Here is a 20826-nt window from a genome sequence, read left to right as displayed (position 1 = left end):
GTTTTGGAAAATATCATTTATACATACACAAGCGGTTTCTGGATCTGGGCTTTACTCTAAAGCAAAAAAGCCTATAATACCCGTTAAATTCAACGACTACTGGAGCACAACACATGCTAAGATTTGCACCTTCGCCTACAAGTGACATGCTCATAGGGGACCTGCGCGTGGCCATTTTCAACTACATGGTAGCACAGCAGAGAGGTGAACCGTTCATCATACGTATAGAAGATACCGACAAAAAACGCAATATCGAAGGAAAAGATACCGAGATCCTTCAGATCCTTGAAAAATTTGCATTGAAACATGATGCTGTTTTTCACCAGAGTGAACATCTCAACATTCATCAGACCCTTGCTGTCCGGCTCCTTGAAGAAGGAAAAGCTTTTGTCTGTACCTGTACACCCGGGCAGATTGAAGCGGAGAAAGAGGCAGCCAAAACGAACAAAACTGCCTACCGTTACAGCGGCAGGTGTTGTAATACGGACAAAGAGGAGCTTGAAAAGCTCAAAGAAGGGAATGTCCCCTTTGTTATCCGTATCAAAAAACCTGAACATGACATTGTCAATCATGATCTCGTCAAAGGTGAGATCGTCACAACACCCAATGAAGTGGACTCATTTGTCATCCTGCGTGCCGATGGTACGCCGACCTGCAATTTTGCCTGTGCCTGTGACGACATGCTTTCGAACATCACTTTGATTATTCGGGGGGAAGAGCACCTTTGCGATACACCAAAACAGAAACATATTCAGGAGCAGCTCGGATATGGAGAAGAAACTGTTTATGCACACCTGCCTGCCCTTTTGAACGCAGAAGGCAGGAAAATGAGTATAAAAGAGGATGGTTCTTCCGTAAAATGGCTTTTTGAACAGGGGTTCATTCCCGATGCGATTGCCAACTACCTCATACTGCTTGGCAACAAAACACCCGAAGAGATCTTTACTGTGCCGGAAGCCCTGGCATGGTTCGATCTGGAAAAGATTTCAAGTTCACCGGCAAAGTTCGACATTGACAGACTGCGTTTTATCAATCGTAAACACCTTGAACGGATGGATGACAAAAGACTTTCCATGGTCTTCGGGTTTGCAGATGCAGAGGTAGGAAAACTGGCCAAACTCTATCTGGAAGAAGATGCTACGCTCAATGAGCTTGAAACAAAGATCAAAGCGATCTTCTCAGCCAAGGATTTTGACGGGGAGTGGGGAGAGCAGATGCGTGTGCTGCAAAAGATCATAGCCGATGCCCCGATGATCGCTACTTTCGATGAGTTCGAATCGTACATGATGCAAGCGAGCGGCCTGAAAGGCGAAGCATTCTCCAAACCCCTTAAAATACTGCTCACGGGAGCCGGGTACGGTCCTGAACTGAGCGACATCTATCCCTATATCAAATCTTATCTACTGGAGGTAATTTCATGAATGCCCTAATCTATTCTATTGTCCAACTGATCCATACTGTGATCAATCTCTATATCTGGATCGTGATCATCGCAGCGTTGCTGAGTTTTGTACGGCCCGACCCGAGAAACCCGATCGTACAGATTCTTTACAGACTCACAGAACCGGTTTACGATGTGCTTCGCAGAAAAATGCCGTTCCTGATCGTTGGGGGTATCGACCTTTCCCCTATTGTCATCATCCTCGGACTTCAATTCATCGATACCTTCATGATGCGCGCATTTTTAGGATAGGATGATGTTCAAAACATTTCTTGGTGCCGTTGTTCTTGTGCTGGCACTTGGAACCACTGCTCTCGAAGCAAAAACTTTCTCCTATTCCCAGGTACACCATATGCCCAGAAGTGTGGAAAAAGACTATTACATCTGGCGTTTCCTCATGCAGAGAAGCACGACCGCTTCACAGGCAAGAAGCATTGTCAAAGAAGTGAACAACACCAATAAAAAACTGCGTCAGGCTTACAAAAAAAAGACTGGAGTCAACCCTCCGAACATTACGCACAATCCGTATGTTACGCAGCAGCAGAAAGAAGACTGGAAACACCAGGCAGAAGGCAACAGACTGTTTAATGAGGGAATCAAGCAGGTTCAGCGAAAAAAACTTCAAAAAGCGATCACCTATTTTCATAAAGCACATGATGTCTACCTGAAACGCTGGGAGAAGGACAAGTCGCTTTTCTGGCTTTATCTGCTGACCAAAGAAAAAAAATATCTCTACAAGATCAAACGGAACAGTACCCATATCAATATGTATACCCTGCTTGCAGCTGATATGACGCACAGCCAGTATCCCAGGAGCATCATTACTCCGCGTGTCAGCAAAAAAAGGATCAGAGGCATAGATGAGACCAATCCGATCGACTGGGCAAAGATGAAGATAAAAGTCAAGAAACCCAATGCCGATCTGAGTGAATTGGCCGAAGACTGTGAATCACAGGCTACCATAGGTATGAATACCTATATCAAGGCCAAAGCCTGTAACTACAGGAAGTCCTATTTCCCTATGCCCTACCGCAATGCCATGGATACCTATCCGGTAGAACGCCAGGCGCTTATCTATGCGATTGCCAGACAGGAAAGCCGTTTCGTACCTGCCTCCGTTTCACGCTCTTTTGCCCTGGGAATGATGCAGTTCATGCCTTTTCTTGTCGACCATGTGGCAAAACAAAAGGGTATACGCATCGATTACGACGATATGTTCAAACCCAAAGTTGCCATAGATTTCGCCAATCTCCATCTCGATTATCTGAACAAGTGGCTCTACCATCCGCTGTTTGTCGCATATGCCTACAATGCGGGTATCGGATTTACCAAAAAACTTCTCAGAAATCCGCATTATTTTCGTAACGGGCCGTTCGAACCGTACCTGAGCATGGAGAAAATGGGCAATGTACAGGCGAGGGAATACGGAAAACGCGTACTGACCAATTATGTCATCTATATGAACAAACTGGGCAAGTCAACACGACTGCTTCCGTTTATCAAGTCATTGACCGATCCTGCACGGACAGACAGGTTTAGACATTAAATCCGAATGGTTCGGGTTTAAAACACTTCTTTGGTAAAAACATATTTTGCCTTCTTGGCAAAATGAAGCACACTTTTCCCATAGATGCGGCTGTCAAAAACCAAATCGAGCCTGCTCTTTGGCGTATGGGGAAAGACTACTTCAAAGTACTCTCCCCATTCTGTAACGAGCGGTATATCTTTCAAACGCCTGTCAGAGTATTTCAGTATTTTTACACGTTTGGGCATCGTACCGTTCAGTGTCAGGTTGAAGTCTTCAGAAAGCAGGTTCTGTGCTGTTTCGTCTTCCATATAGAGCCCTACAATAAAAACTTCATCCCGTTTGTCATCCTCTTTTTTGATATCGGTCTGATTGAAAAGATAGGTGGCGGTCAGCAGTACTTTGGTTTCATTACCGTCGTAGAGCTGGGCTTTTTCTGTATGGAGCAGTTTCTTATTGTAAATTTTTTCTGTATTGTAGACGTGCATAAGGGCTTTTTCGTTCTTGGAGGCACAGCCGGAAAAAAGCAAAACGGCAAGACAGGATACCGCTGCAAGATCTATTCGCATATGCCCTCCGCCCTTCATGAATTGCAGAGAGTTTAACATACTTTCAATAAAGATTTAAGTATAATTCTTCCAATTCATTATAAACCCGGTGCACAGTCCGGGACAAAAGGTTCATGCGTGAAAAACAGAGTTGCAGTCGCATTTACAGGCCCGTCCGGCAGCGGGAAGACCACCCTGGTACAGAAAGTCTCATCCCAACTGATCAAAACACAGAAAGTGGCCATCATCAAAAACGATCCCAAAGACAAAGCTGTCTTCGATGTTGAAGGAAAGGACAGCCATAAATTCTACCAGACAGGGGCAGAAGTCGTTGTGACCTCCCCTACCCGTACTACGTATTTTTCGCAAAGAGAAAAAAGCCTTGCAGAGATTGTTGCGATGATCAACGATTTTGACATTCTTCTGGTTGAAGGGCTCAAGACACTGCCGCTTCCGCGTATCGCTATTTTCCGCACCAAGATAGACGAAAGCTATTTTGACTGTTCCGAAGCCATCGCCATTGATGATACGATTGACCCGTCAGTGTATGCAATTCCCGATACGATCGATATACTCGACCTGAATGATCTCGATCAGATTATTGACTGGATCAAAACACACGCTATCAGCATTTAAAAGGAGAACCTATGCATACTATATTTGAAACCATTGAAAAGGTCGCGTTCAAAATCGACCATGCCATTAAAACAGAAGATCTTGGCTACTGCGACAGTGAAAATTCTTCGGGTGAAGATCAGCTCAAGCTTGATGTCAAGAGTGACTATATTATCGAAGAGGCATTCAAATCGGTACCGCTTGTAAAAGATTTGATCTCTGAAGAAAAACCGGGTGTACTGTCTTTGCACGATGAGGGACGTTACACTATATGCTATGATCCGCTTGACGGGTCCAGTCTTGCAGATGTAAACCTTTCTGTAGGCTCCATTTTCGGTATTTACGAAGGTGAACCAAAAGGAGAGAACCTGGTGGCTTCCGCCTATGTGGTCTATGGCCCCCGTATTGAGATCATGCGTGCCGTCAAAGGAGAAAGACCCATGCATTACCGGGCACATGAAGGGTATTTCAATCTTGTCTGCAAAGAAGTGCTCCTCAACGAAAAAGGCAAACTCAATGCACCGGGAGGGACACAGCAGAACTGGTGTGACTACCACAAAAGTTTTGTCGATGACCTGTTTGCCGAAGGCTACAGACTGCGCTACTCCGGCGGTATGGTACCTGATCTGCACCAGATTTTGCTCAAAGGCGGCGGAATCTTCTCCTACCCCGGAACATCCGACAAGCCGCACGGAAAACTCCGCCAGCTTTTTGAAGTCATTCCTTTTGCCTTTATCTATGAACAGGCAGGCGGTCAGGCGATCGACAACAAAGGCAAAAGGCTGATGGAACTCGTACCGGCACATCCGCACGATACCAGTCCGTGCTTCTTCGGCTCGAACTATGAAATCGAAGCGCTCAAAAAGGCTTACGGGGTCAATGGCTGATGTCCGATACGGTACTGGATGAATGGCAGATCATACTCAAACAGCAGAAAACCGCACTTGAGAACTGCCAGAAAGAGCATCAGGTTGACAGTTGCATGCAATGTGAGAAATTTTTGGACTGCGAATTACGCGATGCCTATGTCAAGGCAGTCTATGACAGTATGAGCAAAGGCAAAGGCGGAGGATTCGAGTTCTGATTTTGTATCTTAAACATAAAGATAGCGCTTGATCTTTTTGGTCGGGGTTTTGACAAAAGGTTCTTTTTGTTCTATCACCTTTTTGATACGGGAAAAGGCTGATACTTTTTCATTCACTTCTTTGCGTATCGTTTCAAGCACTTCTGAAACCTGTTTATGCAATTCGGTTTCCGACTTCTTGCTGACACCGAATTCCTCATCCAGTTTATCGTAATCGAGGTTGATACGTGCGGTCAGCAGACCGCTGTCGTCAAAAACGAGTGAATCGGCTACGAACGTATTGGCATTGATCACCGCTTCGACCTGTTCGGGATAAATATTCTCTCCGCTTGGACCGACAATAATGTTCTTGGCGCGTCCGCTCATGAAGAAGTAGCCGTCAGAGTCAATATATCCAATATCTTCCGTATTGAACCACCCGTTCTCATCTATCGCTGCTGCTGTTTTCTCTGGGTCTTTGTAGTAGCCTTTCATAACAATGGGACCTCTCGCCCACAGTGTGCCTATGCCTTCTGCATTTTTGTCACGAAGTTCGAGTTCGACTCCTTCAAGTACGGGACCGATTGCTCTGTATTTGGTTTTTTCCGGGCGGGTGCCTGCCAGAAGCGGAGATGTTTCGGTCAAGCCGTACCCGATACAGTAGGGAAACTGTGCTTCTCTGAGAAAGCGCTCCACCAGGGGTGAAAGCCCGGCACCCCCGATACCGAAGAAACGGATATTCCCTCCAAAGCTTTCTATGAGTTTTTTTCCGGCAATTCTGTTGAGTATTTTTCGTATGAACGGTACGGAGTAAAGTGTTCTTAGCCCAAAATTCTTTTCAAATCCGGGCTGAATTTTATTTTTGTATATCTTCTCCATGATCAACGGAACCGTCAGCATAAAGTCCGGTTTTACTATGGCCATTGCCTTGACCAGTATGGTCGGTGTCGGCGGTTTTTGCAAATAATGTATGGAAGCACCGTTCAGGATGGGGATGATCATCCCCACCGTACATTCATAGGTATGCGCCAGCGGCAGAACAGAAAGAAATTTGTCTTCCGGATAAATATCAACCATATACTGGGCTGCTGTAGCGTCATACGTGATATTCTTATGGGTCAGCATTACCCCTTTTGAGCTTCCTGTCGTCCCTGAGGTATAGATAATGGCGGCAAGATCGTCTTCGTGCAGTACAAATTCCTCTTCCTCTTTTTTCTCTTTTCCCAGTTTTTTCATAGCTTTGTTGAAGTGTTCTCCGCTCTTTTTAAGCATTTTGTCCATGGTTGAAGGGGTTGAAAGTTTAGTCAGGACATTCAGCTTGTCTGCAATCACGAGCAGATTCATAGAAGGAGGCTGCTTTTCGTCAATGACGGTTTCAAAAAGTTTTTGGGAAATGAAAGCCGCTTTGCACTCTGCATGAATAGCGATGTGCATGGCTTCGGAGGTATGAAAATCCGGTAGAATGGGCACGATCACTGCGCCCATGGTCGTTACCGCAAAATAGATCGCAGACCAGTTCGGCATATTTTCGCTGTAAAGGGCTACCCTGTCCCCGGGACGTATGCCGTACGTATGCAGCATTGTCTGTATCTGGATGACTTTCTGGCTCAGGGCACTATAGGTAATGACATTCCCTTCTACGAACCGGACGGCAGGACGGTCGGCATAGTTTGATGTACTGTTCTCAAAAAGTGCTTTGAGTGTCAGTTCAGGGAGTTGAATGAACGGTTTGTCCATGCATGGCCTTTGAGCGTGAATTTAAAATATATAGTATACAAAGGTTGTACTTAAGATTTTTGGAACAGTCGCAGTTTCTCTTCCCTGTTCATCTTTTTTTTGATCTCGTATTCCCTTTTGGAAGCACTGCTTCTGTCCTTGTACGTTTCTGTGTATACCAGTTTGACCGGCCGTCTTGCCCGTGTGTATTTTGCACCCCGGGGCGAAGAATTGTGCTCTTCAAGACGCCGTTCAAGATCGGTCGCGATACCGGTGTAGAGTGTACCGTCTGCGCATTCAAGCATATAGAGATAATACATTTATGGTACCTCTTTATGTATCTCTTCCAGTGCGAAAGGCTTAAAATAGACTCTGATGGGATCTTTTGAAATGAATATTTTCTCGGAATGAGGTTCAATTTTTAACAATACCTCTCTTTTTTTCATTTCGCCGAAGGTTCTGTAGCAAAGCGATACAATAGCCGGACGGCTGCTGAAATTTTTGCAGGTTTCCACTTCAAGATAGTATTCCCGTTCCATCTCTTTGAGTTTGTAGAATTTCTTGCTGCCGAAAGTATAGATCTTCTTATCGAGAAAACGGATACGTTTCATCTCTGTTTGATGCTGCTCTCTTATGCGTTTTTCATTGAGTTCCTGCAGTATCCGATGTTTTTCCTCATCGGTATAGTCTTTTGTCTGCCGGCTTGAGTCCTTTTGAAACTTCTGCTTCTCTAGTCTTTCCGCATTGAGCCTTTCCAGAATGAACGCTTTTTCTTCCTTGCTGAAGGTCTCTTTTTTGACAATGGTCTCGATCAGTGCCCGATTCGCTTCATCCATTTGCATACTTTGGTTTTTTTTAGACTATATTATAATATAATTTTATAAATAAAAGATCCTGTCACCCGTGTCACAGCACAATTTCGATAATATATCTTTCAAACTAAACGTATAAACTCATTTGTTTAAGGAAATACCACCTATGTCATCATCATCTTGCCACAAAGCCTATATTACCACCCCTATCTACTATGTCAACGACATCGCCCACATCGGCCATGCCTATACAACGATTATTGCAGACACGCTTGCACGCTACTCGCGCATGAGCGGTCTTGACACTTTCTTCCTGACCGGAACCGACGAACACGGACAAAAGATTGAAGAATCAGCCAAAGCAAGAGGCAAAACCTCGCAGGAATACGCAGACGAAATTTCCGCTACCTTCAAGAACCTCTGGGATGATTTCGGTATTTCCTATGACAAGTTTATCCGAACGACCGACGCTGACCATATGAAAGGGGTTCAAAAAGCATTTTCCGTTATGTACGAGAACGGTGATATTTACAAAGATGTCTACAAGGGCCACTATTGTATCTCCTGTGAGGCATTTTTTCCGGAATCCCAGCTTGTTGACGGTGAATTCTGTCCCGAGTGCGGCAAACCGACGACCATTGTAGAAGAAGAAAGCTACTTCTTCAAACTCTCTGCCTACGAAGACAAATTGCTGGCATGGTACAATGACAATCCCAACTGCATCCTGCCAAAGAGCAAGCGTAATGAAGTGATCCGCTTTGTAGAAGGAGGCTTGGATGACCTTTCCATTACCAGAACCAGTTTTGACTGGGGTGTCAAACTGCCCGCAGAACTCAACGACCCCAAGCATGTGATGTATGTCTGGCTCGATGCGCTGATGAACTATGTCACTGCTCTGGGTTACGGTACCGATGAGGCCAACATGGACTTCTGGCCGGCACGTGTACACCTCATAGGAAAAGACATTCTGCGTTTCCATGCGATTTACTGGCCGGCCTTCCTGATGAGTCTGGGACTTGAAATGCCCAAACATATCGCTGCGCACGGCTGGTGGACGCGCGACGGAGAGAAAATGAGCAAATCCAAAGGCAATGTGGTCAACCCCAAAGAAGTGGCAGATGCTTACGGACTGGACAATTTCCGTTACTTTATGCTTAGAGAAGTACCTTTCGGCGGTGACGGCGATTTCAGCCAGAAAGCGCTCATCGACCGTATCAATTCCGATCTGGGGAACGACCTGGGGAACCTGCTTAACAGACTCATAGGTATGAGTGGCAAATATTTTGAAGGCAAAGTGGATTCGGCCAATACCGCCAAATACTATCAGGCGGAACTTGATGAAGTGGCTGCTTCGCTGGAAAAACTCGAACCGCTGCTTTTTGATATGCAGATACACCGTTATCTTGAAGAGCTCTGGAGACCGCTGAGTGTCGCCAACAGGGCCATTGACAGATATCAGCCGTGGACCCTTATGAAAGAAGGCAGAGAGGAAGAAGCCATGGCACTTAACGGGCTCATTGCCGCTATTCTTGCCAAAGTGGCCGTCATGCTCTACCCTGTCATGCCTGAAATCTGTCCGAAGATCGCGGCAGCACTCCGTTTCACGATTGACAATAACAGCTGGAACCGCCTCATCAAGGAGCAGAAACTGCTGGAAACATTTACCATAGAAAAAATCCCGCCGCTCTTCCCACGGGTTGAAGAACTGCTGCTTGAGCAGGCGGAACCGGCAGATACCAAAGCAGTCAAAACGGAAGAGAAAAAGAAAAAAGAACCCAAGGATGAAGGCATTGCCCTTATCGGTATTGACCAGTTCTTTCAGACTTCACTCAAGATCGGTACTGTTGTTTCGGCCGAAGAGGTACCCAAAAGCAAAAAACTGCTGCTGCTTCAGGTCGATATCGGAGAAGATGAGCCAAGACAGGTTGTTGCAGGTATCAAAGAATGGTATTCCGCAGAAGACATGCTCGGTACACAGGTTTGTGTTGTTGCCAATCTCAAGCCGGCAAAACTTATGGGGCTCAAGAGTGAAGGTATGCTGCTTGCGGCCAAAGATGAGAACGGCCTGTGTATGATACGCCCTGAAAAACCGAAAACCCCGGGAACACCGATAAGCTGATGAAAATAGAAGATATCCTAAACCTCACAGAGGGAACCCTTACCAATACACCGCAGGTGCAGGCGGTTGAAGCTGCTACTGTCTATTATTCCAAAGTGGAACATGGCGATCTTTTCTTCTCTTCCAGCCAGGAAGAGATCGACAAAGCGGTAGAGAACGGCGCTTATGCCATTATCTACGATGATGATAGTATCGAAAGAAAAGATGACGAGATCGCCTGGATCAAAGTTTCTGACATTCAGCTGGCAGCGTTTAAGCTCATCCGTTATGTCATCATTAAAAAAGAGGCGAAATTCTTTCTGCTGAATGAACATGAACTGTCCTTTTTGAAAATGATCCTTTTGCACAAAGGAAACATCGCGTTTATTGCACATGATTGGCGCAAAGCATTTGAACAGATACTGAATTCCGACGATGCTCTTTTTGTCGGTACAGACAAAGCGCTTATGAAGCTTATCAAGCCAGATATCAAAAGGCTTGCAAAAGATGTCGACGGCTACCCTGTGTTTGATACCCTTTTCAGAACCACGTTTAAAGTCGGCGGCTATGTCTACCAGGAAAAAGAGCTTATTCCCTTCCATCTTGACTACCTCCTGAGAGTGATCGCTTTCTGCGAAGCTGAAGACTTGCCCTACTCTGTCGACCGTATCAAGTACACCAAGCACTTCATGCCGGTATTCATCGACGGACAGCTTAAAAGTACGCAGCCGGGGAAAAGTGACAAAGTAGCCATTTTTACAGACAATATTGAAGATATTGTTGAAGCGAGAGAATATATCAAACGAAGCAACACCTGGGTCAAAGGCATTGTGCTCACCCCGCCCAAGACCAAAGTGCCGGGTATTGACAGGCCGCACTGGTTTGAAAGCAAAGAAGAGGTCAGGGAGATCCTTAAAAGCACCCTCTTCAATTATGCGTTCATCTACAATGCAGACAAAAGTATCCTCAACACGATCAAGGAAGAATACAGCCTCTTTTAATGTTTTGGTACGGTAGAGAGGCACAGCACCCCTGCGGAAGCTGAATGGGCTCCATTCCCTTACCGTTTGCGTATCACTACCATATTTTTCCCGTTGTCTTCCACAAATTCACATCCATACTTCTCAGACAGGACTCTGAATGTCTGTGACCTGAAGAAAACGATATGCGTCGGGTCCTGATGATAGTACCACTTTTTAAACGCTTCAATGTCATTGGGATGAAACTGCGTCTGAATGGCCAGATACCCTTTGCTTTCCATTCTTTTGACCAGTTCCTCAAACACGGCCTTCGGGTCATGCAAATGTTCAAAGACTTCTGTGGAAACAACAAGTTCATATTTTTTACTATCATCAAGGTTTTCAGGATAATACAGCGGATCGTAGTAGTCACAGTCTATTCCTCTTTCTGCCAGTAACTTCGCTAAAAGAGAACTCCGTCCGCAACCAAAATCGAGTGCCGTTTCAGGGGCACCGGCCAAAGGAAGCACAAAGTCCAGAAAACGTTCAAAATAAGCTTTGTAACCAGGATGGTCTTCATGGTTCTCATGCAGGTCATAACGGGATTTCTGTTCGGCTATGCTTTGATGGCACTCGGGAGATTTGAAAATGTATTCGCAGGTGTTGCAGTGGTAGTAGGTAATATTTGATCTCTCATCGATGAATGTTTCGGTAGTATCATCGCAAATAGGACAGGTCACAGGTCGGTTCCTTTATTGATATGGTTTTTTTATCATACTCTTTCAACCTTTAAACCGTACCTTGTTGCCGAACCCCGAAAGAGTGCATAGATGCACTGTATCGGGCATTGTTGTCATTCACTTGCTTTTTAGGAAAGTAGTTCCTCAATCGTTACGTAGTCACCTACACGGCCTGTCATTTTTTCGGCTTCAGTGTTTACAGGAAGGGTTTTTTTACCCGGTCTCCAGTTGGCAGGACACACTTCTCCTGTTTTTTCGGCATGCTGCCATGCTTCTACCTGACGGAGAAATTCATTTACATTCCTGCCCACGGATGGTGCCTGAACTTCCTGTGCGACACATACACCATGCGGATCGATCAGGAACCTTCCTCTAAGGGCTACCCCCTCATCTTCCAGGTAGACACCAAATGCACGGCTGACTTCGCCTGTGGCATCTGCACCGATCGTCAGTTTGAAGTCTTTCAGAACAGGTTCTGTTTCTACAAATCTTTTATGCGAAAATTTTGTATCGGTTGAAACTGCCAGAATTTCTACACCCATTTTTTCAAATTCATCCGCTTTGGCATTCATCGCTGCCAGTTCAGTAGGACATACAAAGGTGAAGTCTGCAGGGTAAAAGCAGACAACATGCCATTTGCCTTCATAGTCTTTGCTGTCCACTGTCGTATAGTGGCCTGTTTTAGCATCGTATGCTTCCATGGTAAATTCCGGTGTTTTTCTCATCACTAGGGTTGAGCTCATATTGTTTTCCTTTTTTTCTTGGTTTGTTTCTATTGTTTCAGGTTCTTCTTCATGAGGAACCACATTAGTGTTGGCACACGCCATAGGTTATCCTTTTATATAACGATAAAATTTATCTACAAAAAAATGATACTGACAATAGGCTAATCGATGGTTAACAGAAGCACTTCAAATGTATATTATGCATCAAAAAAATACCATAACATCCGGCCCTTTACCCCTCTTAGGATATAATACGGTCAAAAAACTACAGGCATGTTCCATGAAACGAAGAGACTTCATAACCACTGCTGTTTTGGGTGCAGGTACCCTTGCCTTTTCCGGATGCCACAGAGCGGAAAAGCAAACAGCCGAGAATACCGTTAACATTAACAAAGGGAAAAAGGTCACGCTCAAACTGGCGACTTCCTGGCCGGCACATTTTCCCATTATGGGAACGGGTGTCGATACTTTTGCGAAACGCTGTTTTGAACTCAGCGGCGGAACACTGGAAATAAAAGTCTACCCCAAGAACATTCTTGTACCTGCGCTTCAAGTCTTTGATGCCACTTCTGCGGCGCAGATCGATGCATTTCATTCCGGTGTCTATTACTGGAAGGGCAAAAACCCTGCTTTCTCGATCTTTGGGGGAATGCCGCTGGGACTGCTCAGCGAAGAGATGATCACCTGGTTCAAGTTCGGCGGCGGATATGAGCTCTGGCGGGAAATGTACGGCAAATTCAATCTCTACCCGCTTATCGGCGGTACAACAGGCCCGCAGATGGGCGGATGGTTCAAAAAAGAGATCAACTCTCTGTCTGACCTCAAAGGCCTTAAGATGCGCATCCCCGGTCTGGGCGGCGAAGTTATGAAAAAGCTTGGTGTCAACCCTGTACTGCTGCCTGCCGGAGAAATTTATACTGCTCTTGAACGCGGGACCATCGATGCGACGGAATGGGTCGGGCCGGCACTGGACAGTATGATGGGTTTTGACAAAGCGGCACACTACTACTACACCGGGTGGCATGAACCCGGATCCATTCTCGAAATCACTTTTAACAAGGCACGATGGGAAAAACTCAGTCCTGAACATCAAGCCATCATAACAGCAGCAAGTGAAGAGATGACCGGTACCATGCTTCAGGAGTTTCGTTATAAAAATGCCAAAGCACTTCAGGAGCTCCCCGATTATGTCCAGATAAAGAATTTCCCGCCCGAATTTTTTACTGCTGCCAAAAAAGCACTCCGTGAAGTACTTGCAGAGCAGAGCCGGGAGAGTGCCGACTTTAAACGGGTACTTGAAAGCTATCAGTCTTTCTATGCACTCAATGAACCGTGGAGTGACATCAGCACCAAACATCTTCTCGAAATCAGGAACTAACATGCAGCGACGCACTTTTTTACACTACAGCACCCTTCTTGCCGGTACAACCCTCTTCCCTCTCGGGCTTTGTGCAGATGACAGTAAAGGCAGACGATTCAAACTCCGTTTTGACTTTGATCTCAAATCAGATGACGAGAAAGTATTTCCGGCAAAACTCTGGAACCCGCTGCTGCTTAATACCCCTTATCAGAAAGTACGCGAATTAACATTCGGGGGTAACTATGATGTGTTTGACATGAACAGAAAAAACATTTATGATGCACCAATCTTTTATGCACAGTGGAAGAAAAGTGCTAAAGCCAAAAAAGCACATATCGAAATGGAGATAGAGACGTTTGACCGTACTGTACCGCTGAATGTCATTCAGGCGGCCAGCAGAAAAAAGCTGCCGGTTCCGGACCATGCAGCCCTCTATCTCAAACCGACCTCTCACATACCTACAGACGGCAGGGTCAGACAAAAAGCAGATGAACTGACACAAGGCATTGATGACCGTTTTGAAAAGGTTAAAGCGATCTACAACTGGGTGACTGAAGTGACTTTTCGTGACCCATCCGTCATAGGCTGCGGTGCGGGTGATGCAGGAAAAATGATGAAAAGCGGCTATTTCGGAGGCAAGTGTACTGACATCTCCTCCCTCTTTGTCGCACTGCTCCGCGCGGCAGGTGTACCCGCGAGAGAAGTTTTCGGTATACGTGTAGGTAAGTCCTGTTTTTCCAAAGCGCTTGGAAAGTCTGATGCAAACGGTTTTGCAGATATTTCCACCTGGCAGCACTGCCGGGTAGAGTATTTTATTCCCGGTGCCGGCTGGATCCCGAGTGACCCTGCCGATATTACCAAGCTTGAATTGGTGGAAAAACTGGGCTACAGTACCAAACGTGTACAGGAGCTTAAAGCCCGCTACCTGCACAGCTGGGAGATGAACTGGGTGGGGTTCAACCATGCCAGGGATTTCGTACTCTACCCAAAGCCTGAGCAGTATCCCCTCAATATGCTCGGCTACCCTTACGGTGAAATAGAAGATGAAGTACTCGACTACTATTCCCCCAAAAAGTTTATGTACAGGATCACCTCGCAGGAATTGAAGAACTGATGGCGGAGCAAAAGAGTGAAAAACGCTTCTATGCACTGATCTTCGGGGCAGTGGTGTCAGCCTTTCTCGCAAGTACCTGCTGTCTGGCACCCCTGCTTTTCCTGCTTTTTGGTGTCAGTGTCTCTTCCCTTTCCTTTTTGCAGATATTTGCACCTTATCACGGATATTTTTCTGCTTTTGCACTTTTTGTGATACTTTACCTCTGGTATGACTATTTTCGAAAACGTCAAGTAGCAGCATGCTGTTCCACACGTCTGTGCAGGTACCATTTGCATTATTTGCTGGGAGGAACGCTTTTCGTAGCGCTTTTTGTAAGCTACCCCTACTGGGTTGATAAAATACTGGAGTAATCATGTTTAAATATTTTATAATATTAGTATTTCCGCTGCTTCTGCTCAGTGCGGAAAAAACTGCGACGATCAAAATAGAAGGGATGACCTGCCCTCTGTGTACGACGGCAGTCAAAAAAAGTCTGAAGAAAGTGGATGGTGTCATTAAGGCGAAAGTCAGACTCAACACCAAAACAGCTATCGTGCAGTATAAAGGGAAAGTGAAGGAAAAGACACTGCTTGAAGCCATAAAGAGAACAGGCTATAAAGGTACCGTTATCTCCGTAAAGTAGCAATGAGCCGCTTGGGGCTGAGCAGCAGTTCCATCGCTGAGCCAATGTCTTTGCAGACGATATCGGATGCGTTCAAAGTCTCGGCGGAACATCCTTCGTCTCCGAGTATGGCTATCGAAAGTACGGCATCTTTTATCATTTTGGCATCATTGTTCCCGTTGCCGAGAGTGACAGTTATTTCGGTACCAAGGCTGGCAAGGAAGGCTGCTTTTTCCCGGGTATGGTCATCACTTGAAAGTATCAATACTTCAAGATCAAATGCTTTAAGCGCCTCTTTGACCGTACCGAAGGTATCGGCCGTGATCACATAGACCCTGTAGGACTGGCATACTTCTTTCAGTAAAAGGCCTGTTTCGGGTTTAAGGTGACCGTCTGTGGCCAGTGTTCCGTTATAGTCAAAAAGAATATTTTCGATCTCCAGGTTTTTAAAATGGGGGATTTCTATCATTTGATTTTCCTTTCCTGAAAAAATGCCAACACTTCCTCTTCGTCCCCTCTAAAGAGGATGCGTTCTTTATTTTGTTCCATCTGATATCCGTACATCGGATCATAATAATCGCGGAGCAGTGCCTCTATCCAGACAGCATGTTCTTTGACACTGCCTTCCTCCACTTGCTTCTTCAATGCTTTTTCAAATGTGGCAACCATCTCTGCATGCCGTTCGCCTCCGAGCTTTCTCTGAATGGCACCAAAATTTCTGAGCATTGTTCTTTTCCAGACTTCCATCCCTTCAGCTTCGCCGAAACGTTTGGTAAACTGCTTTTGAAAACGGTTGACATATTCCTGAAAGATCGTTTCAATCCGTTTTTCCATGGGTATGTCAAGTATAACAAGCGGTGATGCTTTGAAATGGCTAAAAAGAGCCTGTGGTATCTCTCTGCGGCCAATCCTGCGGCTTTCATCTTCTACAACGATCTCGTTTGCACCGCTTTCTATCTGCCTGAGCAGGGATGCTGCCAATTCATGTTCAAAATCTATCTGCGTAGGCTGTGCATCGATCTGATGTCCGAATGCCGAACCTCTGTGGTGGGCCAGTGCTTCCAGGTCTACACTTTGCCTGATACGCTGAAGGAGAATCGTTTTACCTGATCCGGTATAGCCGCCGAGTACAAGAGGGCTGAATTTTTCTCCCATAGTTTCAAATTCATTGAGTATATAGCGCCTAAAGGCTTTATACCCGCCTTTGATCCGGCTGATCTCACACCCTGCTTCATGCAGCCATTCCTGGGAAATACGGGAACGGTCTCCTCCTCTGAAACAGTACAGGACCGCATCCGGGTGTTTCGAAATGAAATCACACCAGGCTTTGACCCGTGCTTCTTTGATGTCTCCTTTGACCAGGCGGTGTCCGAGTTCCAGGGCTTTGCGGTTGCCTTCTTCCTTGTAGCATATCCCGACAGCTTCTCTCTCTTCATCAGTCATCAAAGGCAGGTTCACAGAAGAAGGGAAGGCCCCTTTCTCAAATTCGACAGGTGCCCGTACATCGATCAGGGGGGTATTGGACAGCAATAATGTTTTAAAGTTATCAGTCAAGGGAAGATTCAAATTCTGTTCCTGTTTTTAGGTAGGGAATTATATCATGAATCTTCACAAAGGATGGAAACCTGTATGCAGATATTGTACTAATTAATGTAAGATAAAAAGGGTATCGTTTCTAAAAAAGACATTCCCAAAAAAAAGAAGTAGTTTAGCCTGCACCTATGGCATGTTTTTATACCGCTCTCTTGATGAGCAGAGAAACTCGCTGTTCTCTCCAAACATTCCTTCTATAATAAGTAAAAAACTTGTATATAATCCAAAGATAATCATGAGTATCAGCAAAACAAGGAACCTTAGCATGGAAATGAGCCATCTTTCCACAAGTCCATAACTGTCTGTTCTTTCTCCGGCACACTCAATGATATTGTTTGTACCGGCAAAAGCTGAAGTTTTAAAAAATAAATATTTCATTTTCGATCCATTACTGTAAAATTAACTACACTTTAAAAACAGGATATCGTTTTTCACTTCAGTGTAATTTCATATCACAACTTTATCTGTAAAATATCAAAAAATGTCAAAATAAATATTTTTTTATTGAAACTTTTATAAAAGCATTCAGTCAATCATTGAAACTGATGCTCTCTATGCTGTATCCCATTTTGCTATGTGAAGTAAGCGGCAGATCAGGGAGGATCTTTCGGACAGAGTAGACTAAATTGCGCAAGGAAGAGATAGAAACATCTTCTTCCTGCCATATTGAAACCATAAGTGTTTCTTTGGAAACGGTATTATTGATATTTTTACACAAAACTTTTATCAGAATATTTTGCCTACTATTTAGTTTTACAGGTCTTTCATCACAGTAAAGGGTAGATGATGTCAATGAATAGTTGAAATGCTGATTGATCTTAATCTGATGCTCCGAATCTTTTTCGTTTGCAGCACTTTCCTGTTTTTCATAGGCAAGAAATCTTTTATATGCCACTTGAAGCGCAATCACAATATCTTTTTCAGAAAAAGGTTTGGTAATGAAACCGTAGGGAGAAACAGCCAATGCCTCGTCCAATGTTCTGTTGTCACTGTAGGCTGTAATAAATATAATAGGAAGCACCTGTCGTTCCAAAATATTTTTTGACAATTGTATACCGTCCATGGCACCTTTAATGTTGATATCCATTAAAACAATATCAAAACGATGATCTTTAAGTGCCTGCAAAGCATCGGTTCCGTTATCTACAGTTTTGATCACAGATACATCATACTGACCCAGGATATCTTTGAGATAACGTTGAGTGATCACTTCATCTTCGACGATCATAATATTTTTTGCCAACATTTTTACTTTTCCCTTACAATAGTATTATAGTGCCATCCACTTATGTATTTTTCTTCTGCGTAAAACTAAAGACAATTTCTGTTCCCTCTTCAAAGTCTATCATCATATTCCCCTCATTAAAAAAGTTGCTGATATCTTCCATGAGTACAAGCCCCAGAGAATGACTGCTTCTGTTTGTATCAAATCCTCTGCCAAAATCTTTTATGCGCAGAACACATTGTTCCTCTCTATATTTCAGTGATACTTCTATCCGTCCCTTCACTTCTTTGGCATATGCGTGTTCAGAGGCATTTGAAATTGCTTCATTTAAAAACAATCCGAGATTCATGGCATCAGACATACCCAATACACACGGCTCCAGATCCAAAACAATGGTATGATGTGTATATTTCTGGATATTGTTTGCAATGCCTTTTATGTACTGGGACATATCTACTTTTTCATAGGTAGTACTGTAAGAAAGGCTCTCGTGTATCAAACTCATGGCTTGAAGACGATATCTCTGCGAAATCAAGATTTTTTTACACGCTGCACCTTTTGTCCTGAAAGCTTGTGACTCCAGCAGACCCATAATGATCTGAAGGTTGTTCTTGGCACGATGATGTACTTCTTTCAGCAAAACTTCTTTGTTTTTTAGTGCAACAGACAACTCTTCCTCATAACGGTTTCTCTCTTTCTCCAGCATATAGTAAAAATAAGAAAGTGCGATATATGCTATGGTGGTTTGCATCAGAAGTTCCGCCGTAAAGACCGGTGTTATCCATGCTGTATAAGCATTGAGTGTGGTAAGTATCAAAAGCAGAATAACCACAGTATTCCATTTAATACCTGTACGTGTGCCCAGAAAGAAAAAGAGATATGCCGGCACGATCGCAAGGGTAAAAAGTACAAATGCCTGATTATATCCCGGTATCGTTAAAGAGGCAAGGATAAACAAAGTAATGAAACCCAAAACAATAAACGTTGTTGTTTTCAATGAAATAAAACGGGGAAACAAAAGATACAGCATCAGCAATAAGAGTATGATGGCTGCTTCTGTCACGTACATAAATATGTAATTTTCTTTAATACTTCCGTAAATATCGAAGATCATAATAAAAACGGATATAAGTATAAGGAGACTGAGCAGCAAACCTCTCAACCGTTCTCCGGTAGAAGAAAAATACCTGTACTTCAGTATATATGATGGCCAATTTATCCTGTTTCCCATAGACTCTTCCCATACTTTTTACTTTTAGGGGAGAAGTATATCAAAAAAATTCTCTGATATTTATTCCTAACGTATATTGCTTTAAAATAGAGTGGGTCAACCCGATGCCTGTATCATACTGATACTAAACCAACACAGCTGAAAATGCTGCTCATACTGCATAAAGGATATACAATGACAGTACACATTAAAACGTTTACCCCTACTCCCCTGTTCCCGCCAAAGACAACCTGGGATATAGAGGGGGTTAAAGAAGCCGGTATCTATACCTGGTTCAAAGAGATCCAGGAGGAATTGCCTAACGGTTGGGTCAAGGTCGATGGCCAGAAAATGCTTATGCTTGGCGGATACTCCTATCTTGGGCTTAACCAAAACCAGGAGATCAATCAGGCAGCGATCGATTCTATAGAAAAATTTGGTACGGGAATGAGCGGTTCGCGCTTTTTGGCAGGAACCACAACACTTCATTCCGAACTGGAGCAGAAAATTGCCCGTATGCACGGCAAAGAAGATGCGATGGTACTTTCAAGCGGCTATTTGGCCAATGTCTCGACCATTGCCTGCCTTCTCAAAAAAAATGATTATATCATCGGCGACAAACTCAACCATGCAAGCATCATGGATGGAGCAAGATATGCCCAGGCAAAGTTTGTCAGATACCGTCATAATGACCCGGAACATCTCGATGCCATACTCGGCAAAATACCGCATACGGCAAGAAAGCTCGTTGTGACCGACAGTGTCTTCAGCATGAGCGGTACAGTGGCAAATATGCCGGAGATCATAAAAATATGCAAAAAACATGGGGCCATTCTAATGGTAGATGAATGCCACTCCATATTTGTACTTGGAGAAAAAGGCGGAGGCATTGCAGAGTATTTTGATCTTGACCCCGACGATATAGATATCACCATGGCAACACTGAGTAAAGCGATACCGTCCAGTGGCGGGTATCTTGCTGCGAGTACAAAGATCATAGATTACCTGCGCCATGAATCCAGAGGATTTATATATTCAGGTGCGCTCACTTCTACACTTACTGCAACGGCATTGAAATCACTGGAGGTATTTGAAAAGAACAGAGGAGAGCTGGTCAAAAGGCTGCACGAAAACACTGCTGTTTTCTCAGAGGCACTGCGCTCGTACGGCATAGAAATAGGCCATTCAGAAACGTCCATCATTCCTATTCTCATAGGTGACACAACAGATGCAGCAATTGCAGCAAAAAAATGCCAGGAGAACGGGCTTTTCATTCATGCTGTTTTCCCACCGGTCGTTCCGGTAGGAAAAGCAATACTGAGAGCTTCCATTACGGCAGCACACAAAAAAGAAGACTTGACTGCGGCGGCACAAAAAATTTATGAAATCCTAAATGAACTAAAGCATAAAAATATACACAGCATAGAAAACAGTTAAGACTTTAGGTATGTCATCGCAGCAGCGATGGCATATTCTCACGT

The 20826-nt window shown here is 44.4% G+C and carries 24 protein-coding genes; 13 read left to right on the top strand and 11 right to left on the bottom strand.

From position 1 onward, the window contains the following. Positions 1-113 precede the first annotated feature (113 nt). Genes gltX through F8L24_RS09070 form a run of 3 tightly spaced genes read left to right on the top strand, consistent with a single transcriptional unit; the run spans position 114 to position 2987 of the window. Positions 114-1421: a glutamate--tRNA ligase gene (gltX, locus tag F8L24_RS09080; protein WP_294954838.1), complete on the top strand. Its 1308-nt coding sequence runs from the start codon at positions 114-116 to the stop codon at positions 1419-1421. Next, positions 1418-1693, top strand: a complete 276-nt coding sequence (locus tag F8L24_RS09075; RefSeq protein ID WP_294954836.1) for a YggT family protein — start codon at positions 1418-1420, stop codon at positions 1691-1693. Before gltX ends, F8L24_RS09075 begins: the two co-directional genes overlap by 4 nt. 4 nt (positions 1694-1697) lie before the next feature. Continuing rightward, a complete protein-coding gene (locus tag F8L24_RS09070) occupies positions 1698-2987 on the top strand; it encodes a lytic transglycosylase domain-containing protein (RefSeq protein ID WP_294954833.1) in 1290 nt (429 codons plus the stop codon). A gap of 17 nt (positions 2988-3004) precedes the next feature. Here F8L24_RS09070 and F8L24_RS09065 read toward each other — a convergent pair whose 3' ends face one another. Then, positions 3005-3535, bottom strand: a complete 531-nt coding sequence (locus F8L24_RS09065) for a hypothetical protein (protein ID WP_294954831.1) — start codon at positions 3533-3535, stop codon at positions 3005-3007. A 117-nt stretch (positions 3536-3652) separates the two neighbouring features. Here F8L24_RS09065 and mobB point away from each other — a divergent pair, with 117 nt between their 5' ends. The 3 genes from mobB to F8L24_RS09050 are packed head-to-tail and all read left to right on the top strand — an operon-like array spanning position 3653 to position 5213. Beyond that, on the top strand, positions 3653-4150 hold the full coding sequence (mobB, locus tag F8L24_RS09060) for a molybdopterin-guanine dinucleotide biosynthesis protein B (RefSeq protein ID WP_294954827.1): 498 nt from the start codon (positions 3653-3655) through the stop codon (positions 4148-4150). An 11-nt stretch (positions 4151-4161) separates the two neighbouring features. Then, positions 4162-5016, top strand: coding sequence for a class 1 fructose-bisphosphatase (locus F8L24_RS09055; protein ID WP_294954825.1), 855 nt, complete (start codon positions 4162-4164; stop codon positions 5014-5016). After that, positions 5016-5213 (top strand): hypothetical protein, encoded by a 198-nt coding sequence (locus F8L24_RS09050; RefSeq protein WP_294954822.1) that lies wholly within the window; start codon positions 5016-5018, stop codon positions 5211-5213. The genes F8L24_RS09055 and F8L24_RS09050 overlap by 1 nt, the downstream gene beginning before the upstream one ends. Before the next feature lie 9 nt (positions 5214-5222). On the opposite strand, the gene F8L24_RS09045 is transcribed toward F8L24_RS09050, so the two are convergent. Genes F8L24_RS09045 through F8L24_RS09035 form a run of 3 tightly spaced genes read right to left on the bottom strand, consistent with a single transcriptional unit; the run spans position 5223 to position 7744 of the window. Continuing rightward, on the bottom strand, positions 5223-6929 hold the full coding sequence (locus F8L24_RS09045) for an AMP-binding protein (RefSeq protein WP_294954819.1): 1707 nt from the start codon (positions 6927-6929) through the stop codon (positions 5223-5225). Between the two features lie 50 nt (positions 6930-6979). Continuing rightward, positions 6980-7228 carry a GIY-YIG nuclease family protein gene (locus tag F8L24_RS09040; protein ID WP_294954817.1) on the bottom strand — a complete coding sequence of 83 codons (249 nt, stop codon included), beginning with the start codon at positions 7226-7228 and terminating at the stop codon, positions 6980-6982. Further along, positions 7229-7744, bottom strand: coding sequence for a hypothetical protein (locus F8L24_RS09035; protein ID WP_294954814.1), 516 nt, complete (start codon positions 7742-7744; stop codon positions 7229-7231). A gap of 142 nt (positions 7745-7886) precedes the next feature. On the opposite strand from F8L24_RS09035, the gene metG reads away from it, so the two are divergent. Then, positions 7887-9839, top strand: coding sequence for a methionine--tRNA ligase (gene metG, locus F8L24_RS09030; protein ID WP_294954811.1), 1953 nt, complete (start codon positions 7887-7889; stop codon positions 9837-9839). Then, complete coding sequence (locus tag F8L24_RS09025) at positions 9839-10819, top strand: hypothetical protein (RefSeq protein ID WP_294954809.1); 981 nt, start codon at positions 9839-9841, stop codon at positions 10817-10819. Before metG ends, F8L24_RS09025 begins: the two co-directional genes overlap by 1 nt. A gap of 59 nt (positions 10820-10878) precedes the next feature. Here F8L24_RS09025 and F8L24_RS09020 read toward each other — a convergent pair whose 3' ends face one another. Beyond that, positions 10879-11517, bottom strand: a complete 639-nt coding sequence (locus F8L24_RS09020; protein WP_294954806.1) for a class I SAM-dependent methyltransferase — start codon at positions 11515-11517, stop codon at positions 10879-10881. A gap of 128 nt (positions 11518-11645) precedes the next feature. Continuing rightward, positions 11646-12344: a peroxiredoxin gene (locus tag F8L24_RS09015; RefSeq protein ID WP_365937986.1), complete on the bottom strand. Its 699-nt coding sequence runs from the start codon at positions 12342-12344 to the stop codon at positions 11646-11648. Between the two features lie 178 nt (positions 12345-12522). Between F8L24_RS09015 and F8L24_RS09010 the strand changes: the two genes are divergently transcribed. The 4 genes from F8L24_RS09010 to F8L24_RS08995 are packed head-to-tail and all read left to right on the top strand — an operon-like array spanning position 12523 to position 15338. Continuing rightward, on the top strand, positions 12523-13620 hold the full coding sequence (locus F8L24_RS09010; RefSeq protein WP_294954801.1) for a TRAP transporter substrate-binding protein: 1098 nt from the start codon (positions 12523-12525) through the stop codon (positions 13618-13620). A gap of 1 nt (position 13621) precedes the next feature. Next, the gene (locus F8L24_RS09005; protein ID WP_294954798.1) at positions 13622-14716 is read left to right on the top strand and encodes a transglutaminase-like domain-containing protein; all 1095 of its coding nucleotides are present in this window, start codon (positions 13622-13624) and stop codon (positions 14714-14716) included. Continuing rightward, positions 14716-15066: a mercuric transporter MerT family protein gene (locus F8L24_RS09000; protein ID WP_294954795.1), complete on the top strand. Its 351-nt coding sequence runs from the start codon at positions 14716-14718 to the stop codon at positions 15064-15066. The genes F8L24_RS09005 and F8L24_RS09000 overlap by 1 nt, the downstream gene beginning before the upstream one ends. A 2-nt stretch (positions 15067-15068) precedes the next feature. After that, entirely contained in the window at positions 15069-15338 is a 270-nt protein-coding gene (locus F8L24_RS08995; protein WP_294954792.1) for a heavy metal-associated domain-containing protein, read from the top strand. Here the strand turns inward: F8L24_RS08995 and F8L24_RS08990 are convergent. The 5 genes from F8L24_RS08990 to F8L24_RS08970 all read right to left on the bottom strand — a co-directional run bounded on the left by F8L24_RS08990 (position 15322) and on the right by F8L24_RS08970 (position 19204). After that, positions 15322-15786 carry a haloacid dehalogenase gene (locus tag F8L24_RS08990; protein ID WP_294954789.1) on the bottom strand — a complete coding sequence of 155 codons (465 nt, stop codon included), beginning with the start codon at positions 15784-15786 and terminating at the stop codon, positions 15322-15324. The genes F8L24_RS08995 and F8L24_RS08990 overlap by 17 nt on opposite strands. Continuing rightward, positions 15783-16883, bottom strand: a complete 1101-nt coding sequence (gene mnmH / locus F8L24_RS08985; protein WP_294954787.1) for a tRNA 2-selenouridine(34) synthase MnmH — start codon at positions 16881-16883, stop codon at positions 15783-15785. Before mnmH ends, F8L24_RS08990 begins: the two co-directional genes overlap by 4 nt. Before the next feature lie 153 nt (positions 16884-17036). Continuing rightward, positions 17037-17288 (bottom strand): hypothetical protein, encoded by a 252-nt coding sequence (locus F8L24_RS08980; protein WP_294954785.1) that lies wholly within the window; start codon positions 17286-17288, stop codon positions 17037-17039. A gap of 151 nt (positions 17289-17439) precedes the next feature. After that, on the bottom strand, positions 17440-18156 hold the full coding sequence (locus tag F8L24_RS08975) for a response regulator (protein WP_294954783.1): 717 nt from the start codon (positions 18154-18156) through the stop codon (positions 17440-17442). Between the two features lie 40 nt (positions 18157-18196). Beyond that, positions 18197-19204 carry a sensor histidine kinase gene (locus F8L24_RS08970; RefSeq protein WP_294954780.1) on the bottom strand — a complete coding sequence of 336 codons (1008 nt, stop codon included), beginning with the start codon at positions 19202-19204 and terminating at the stop codon, positions 18197-18199. Positions 19205-19540: 336 nt separating this feature from the next. Between F8L24_RS08970 and F8L24_RS08965 the strand changes: the two genes are divergently transcribed. Beyond that, on the top strand, positions 19541-20782 hold the full coding sequence (locus F8L24_RS08965; protein ID WP_294954777.1) for an aminotransferase class I/II-fold pyridoxal phosphate-dependent enzyme: 1242 nt from the start codon (positions 19541-19543) through the stop codon (positions 20780-20782). Positions 20783-20826: the final 44 nt, after the last annotated feature.

It is taken from the genome of Sulfurovum sp., assembly GCF_015493435.1.
Taxonomy (GTDB): Bacteria; Campylobacterota; Campylobacteria; order Campylobacterales; family Sulfurovaceae; genus Sulfurovum.
This window is presented reverse-complemented; position numbering and strand designations above follow the sequence as displayed.

Coding starts and splice junctions, on each gene's coding strand:
- gltX (WP_294954838.1), top strand. CDS start 114: ATGCTAAGATTTGCACCTTCGCCTACAAGTGACATGCTCATAGGGGAC.
- F8L24_RS09075 (WP_294954836.1), top strand. CDS start 1,418: ATGAATGCCCTAATCTATTCTATTGTCCAACTGATCCATACTGTGATC.
- F8L24_RS09070 (WP_294954833.1), top strand. CDS start 1,698: ATGTTCAAAACATTTCTTGGTGCCGTTGTTCTTGTGCTGGCACTTGGA.
- F8L24_RS09065 (WP_294954831.1), bottom strand. CDS start 3,535: ATGCGAATAGATCTTGCAGCGGTATCCTGTCTTGCCGTTTTGCTTTTT.
- F8L24_RS09055 (WP_294954825.1), top strand. CDS start 4,162: ATGCATACTATATTTGAAACCATTGAAAAGGTCGCGTTCAAAATCGAC.
- F8L24_RS09050 (WP_294954822.1), top strand. CDS start 5,016: ATGTCCGATACGGTACTGGATGAATGGCAGATCATACTCAAACAGCAG.
- F8L24_RS09045 (WP_294954819.1), bottom strand. CDS start 6,929: ATGGACAAACCGTTCATTCAACTCCCTGAACTGACACTCAAAGCACTT.
- F8L24_RS09040 (WP_294954817.1), bottom strand. CDS start 7,228: ATGTATTATCTCTATATGCTTGAATGCGCAGACGGTACACTCTACACC.
- F8L24_RS09035 (WP_294954814.1), bottom strand. CDS start 7,744: ATGGATGAAGCGAATCGGGCACTGATCGAGACCATTGTCAAAAAAGAG.
- metG (WP_294954811.1), top strand. CDS start 7,887: ATGTCATCATCATCTTGCCACAAAGCCTATATTACCACCCCTATCTAC.
- F8L24_RS09025 (WP_294954809.1), top strand. CDS start 9,839: ATGAAAATAGAAGATATCCTAAACCTCACAGAGGGAACCCTTACCAAT.
- F8L24_RS09015 (WP_365937986.1), bottom strand. CDS start 12,344: ATGGCGTGTGCCAACACTAATGTGGTTCCTCATGAAGAAGAACCTGAA.
- F8L24_RS09010 (WP_294954801.1), top strand. CDS start 12,523: ATGAAACGAAGAGACTTCATAACCACTGCTGTTTTGGGTGCAGGTACC.
- F8L24_RS09005 (WP_294954798.1), top strand. CDS start 13,622: ATGCAGCGACGCACTTTTTTACACTACAGCACCCTTCTTGCCGGTACA.
- F8L24_RS09000 (WP_294954795.1), top strand. CDS start 14,716: ATGGCGGAGCAAAAGAGTGAAAAACGCTTCTATGCACTGATCTTCGGG.
- F8L24_RS08995 (WP_294954792.1), top strand. CDS start 15,069: ATGTTTAAATATTTTATAATATTAGTATTTCCGCTGCTTCTGCTCAGT.
- F8L24_RS08990 (WP_294954789.1), bottom strand. CDS start 15,786: ATGATAGAAATCCCCCATTTTAAAAACCTGGAGATCGAAAATATTCTT.
- F8L24_RS08980 (WP_294954785.1), bottom strand. CDS start 17,288: ATGAAATATTTATTTTTTAAAACTTCAGCTTTTGCCGGTACAAACAAT.
- F8L24_RS08975 (WP_294954783.1), bottom strand. CDS start 18,156: ATGTTGGCAAAAAATATTATGATCGTCGAAGATGAAGTGATCACTCAA.
- F8L24_RS08970 (WP_294954780.1), bottom strand. CDS start 19,204: ATGTACGTGACAGAAGCAGCCATCATACTCTTATTGCTGATGCTGTAT.
- F8L24_RS08965 (WP_294954777.1), top strand. CDS start 19,541: ATGACAGTACACATTAAAACGTTTACCCCTACTCCCCTGTTCCCGCCA.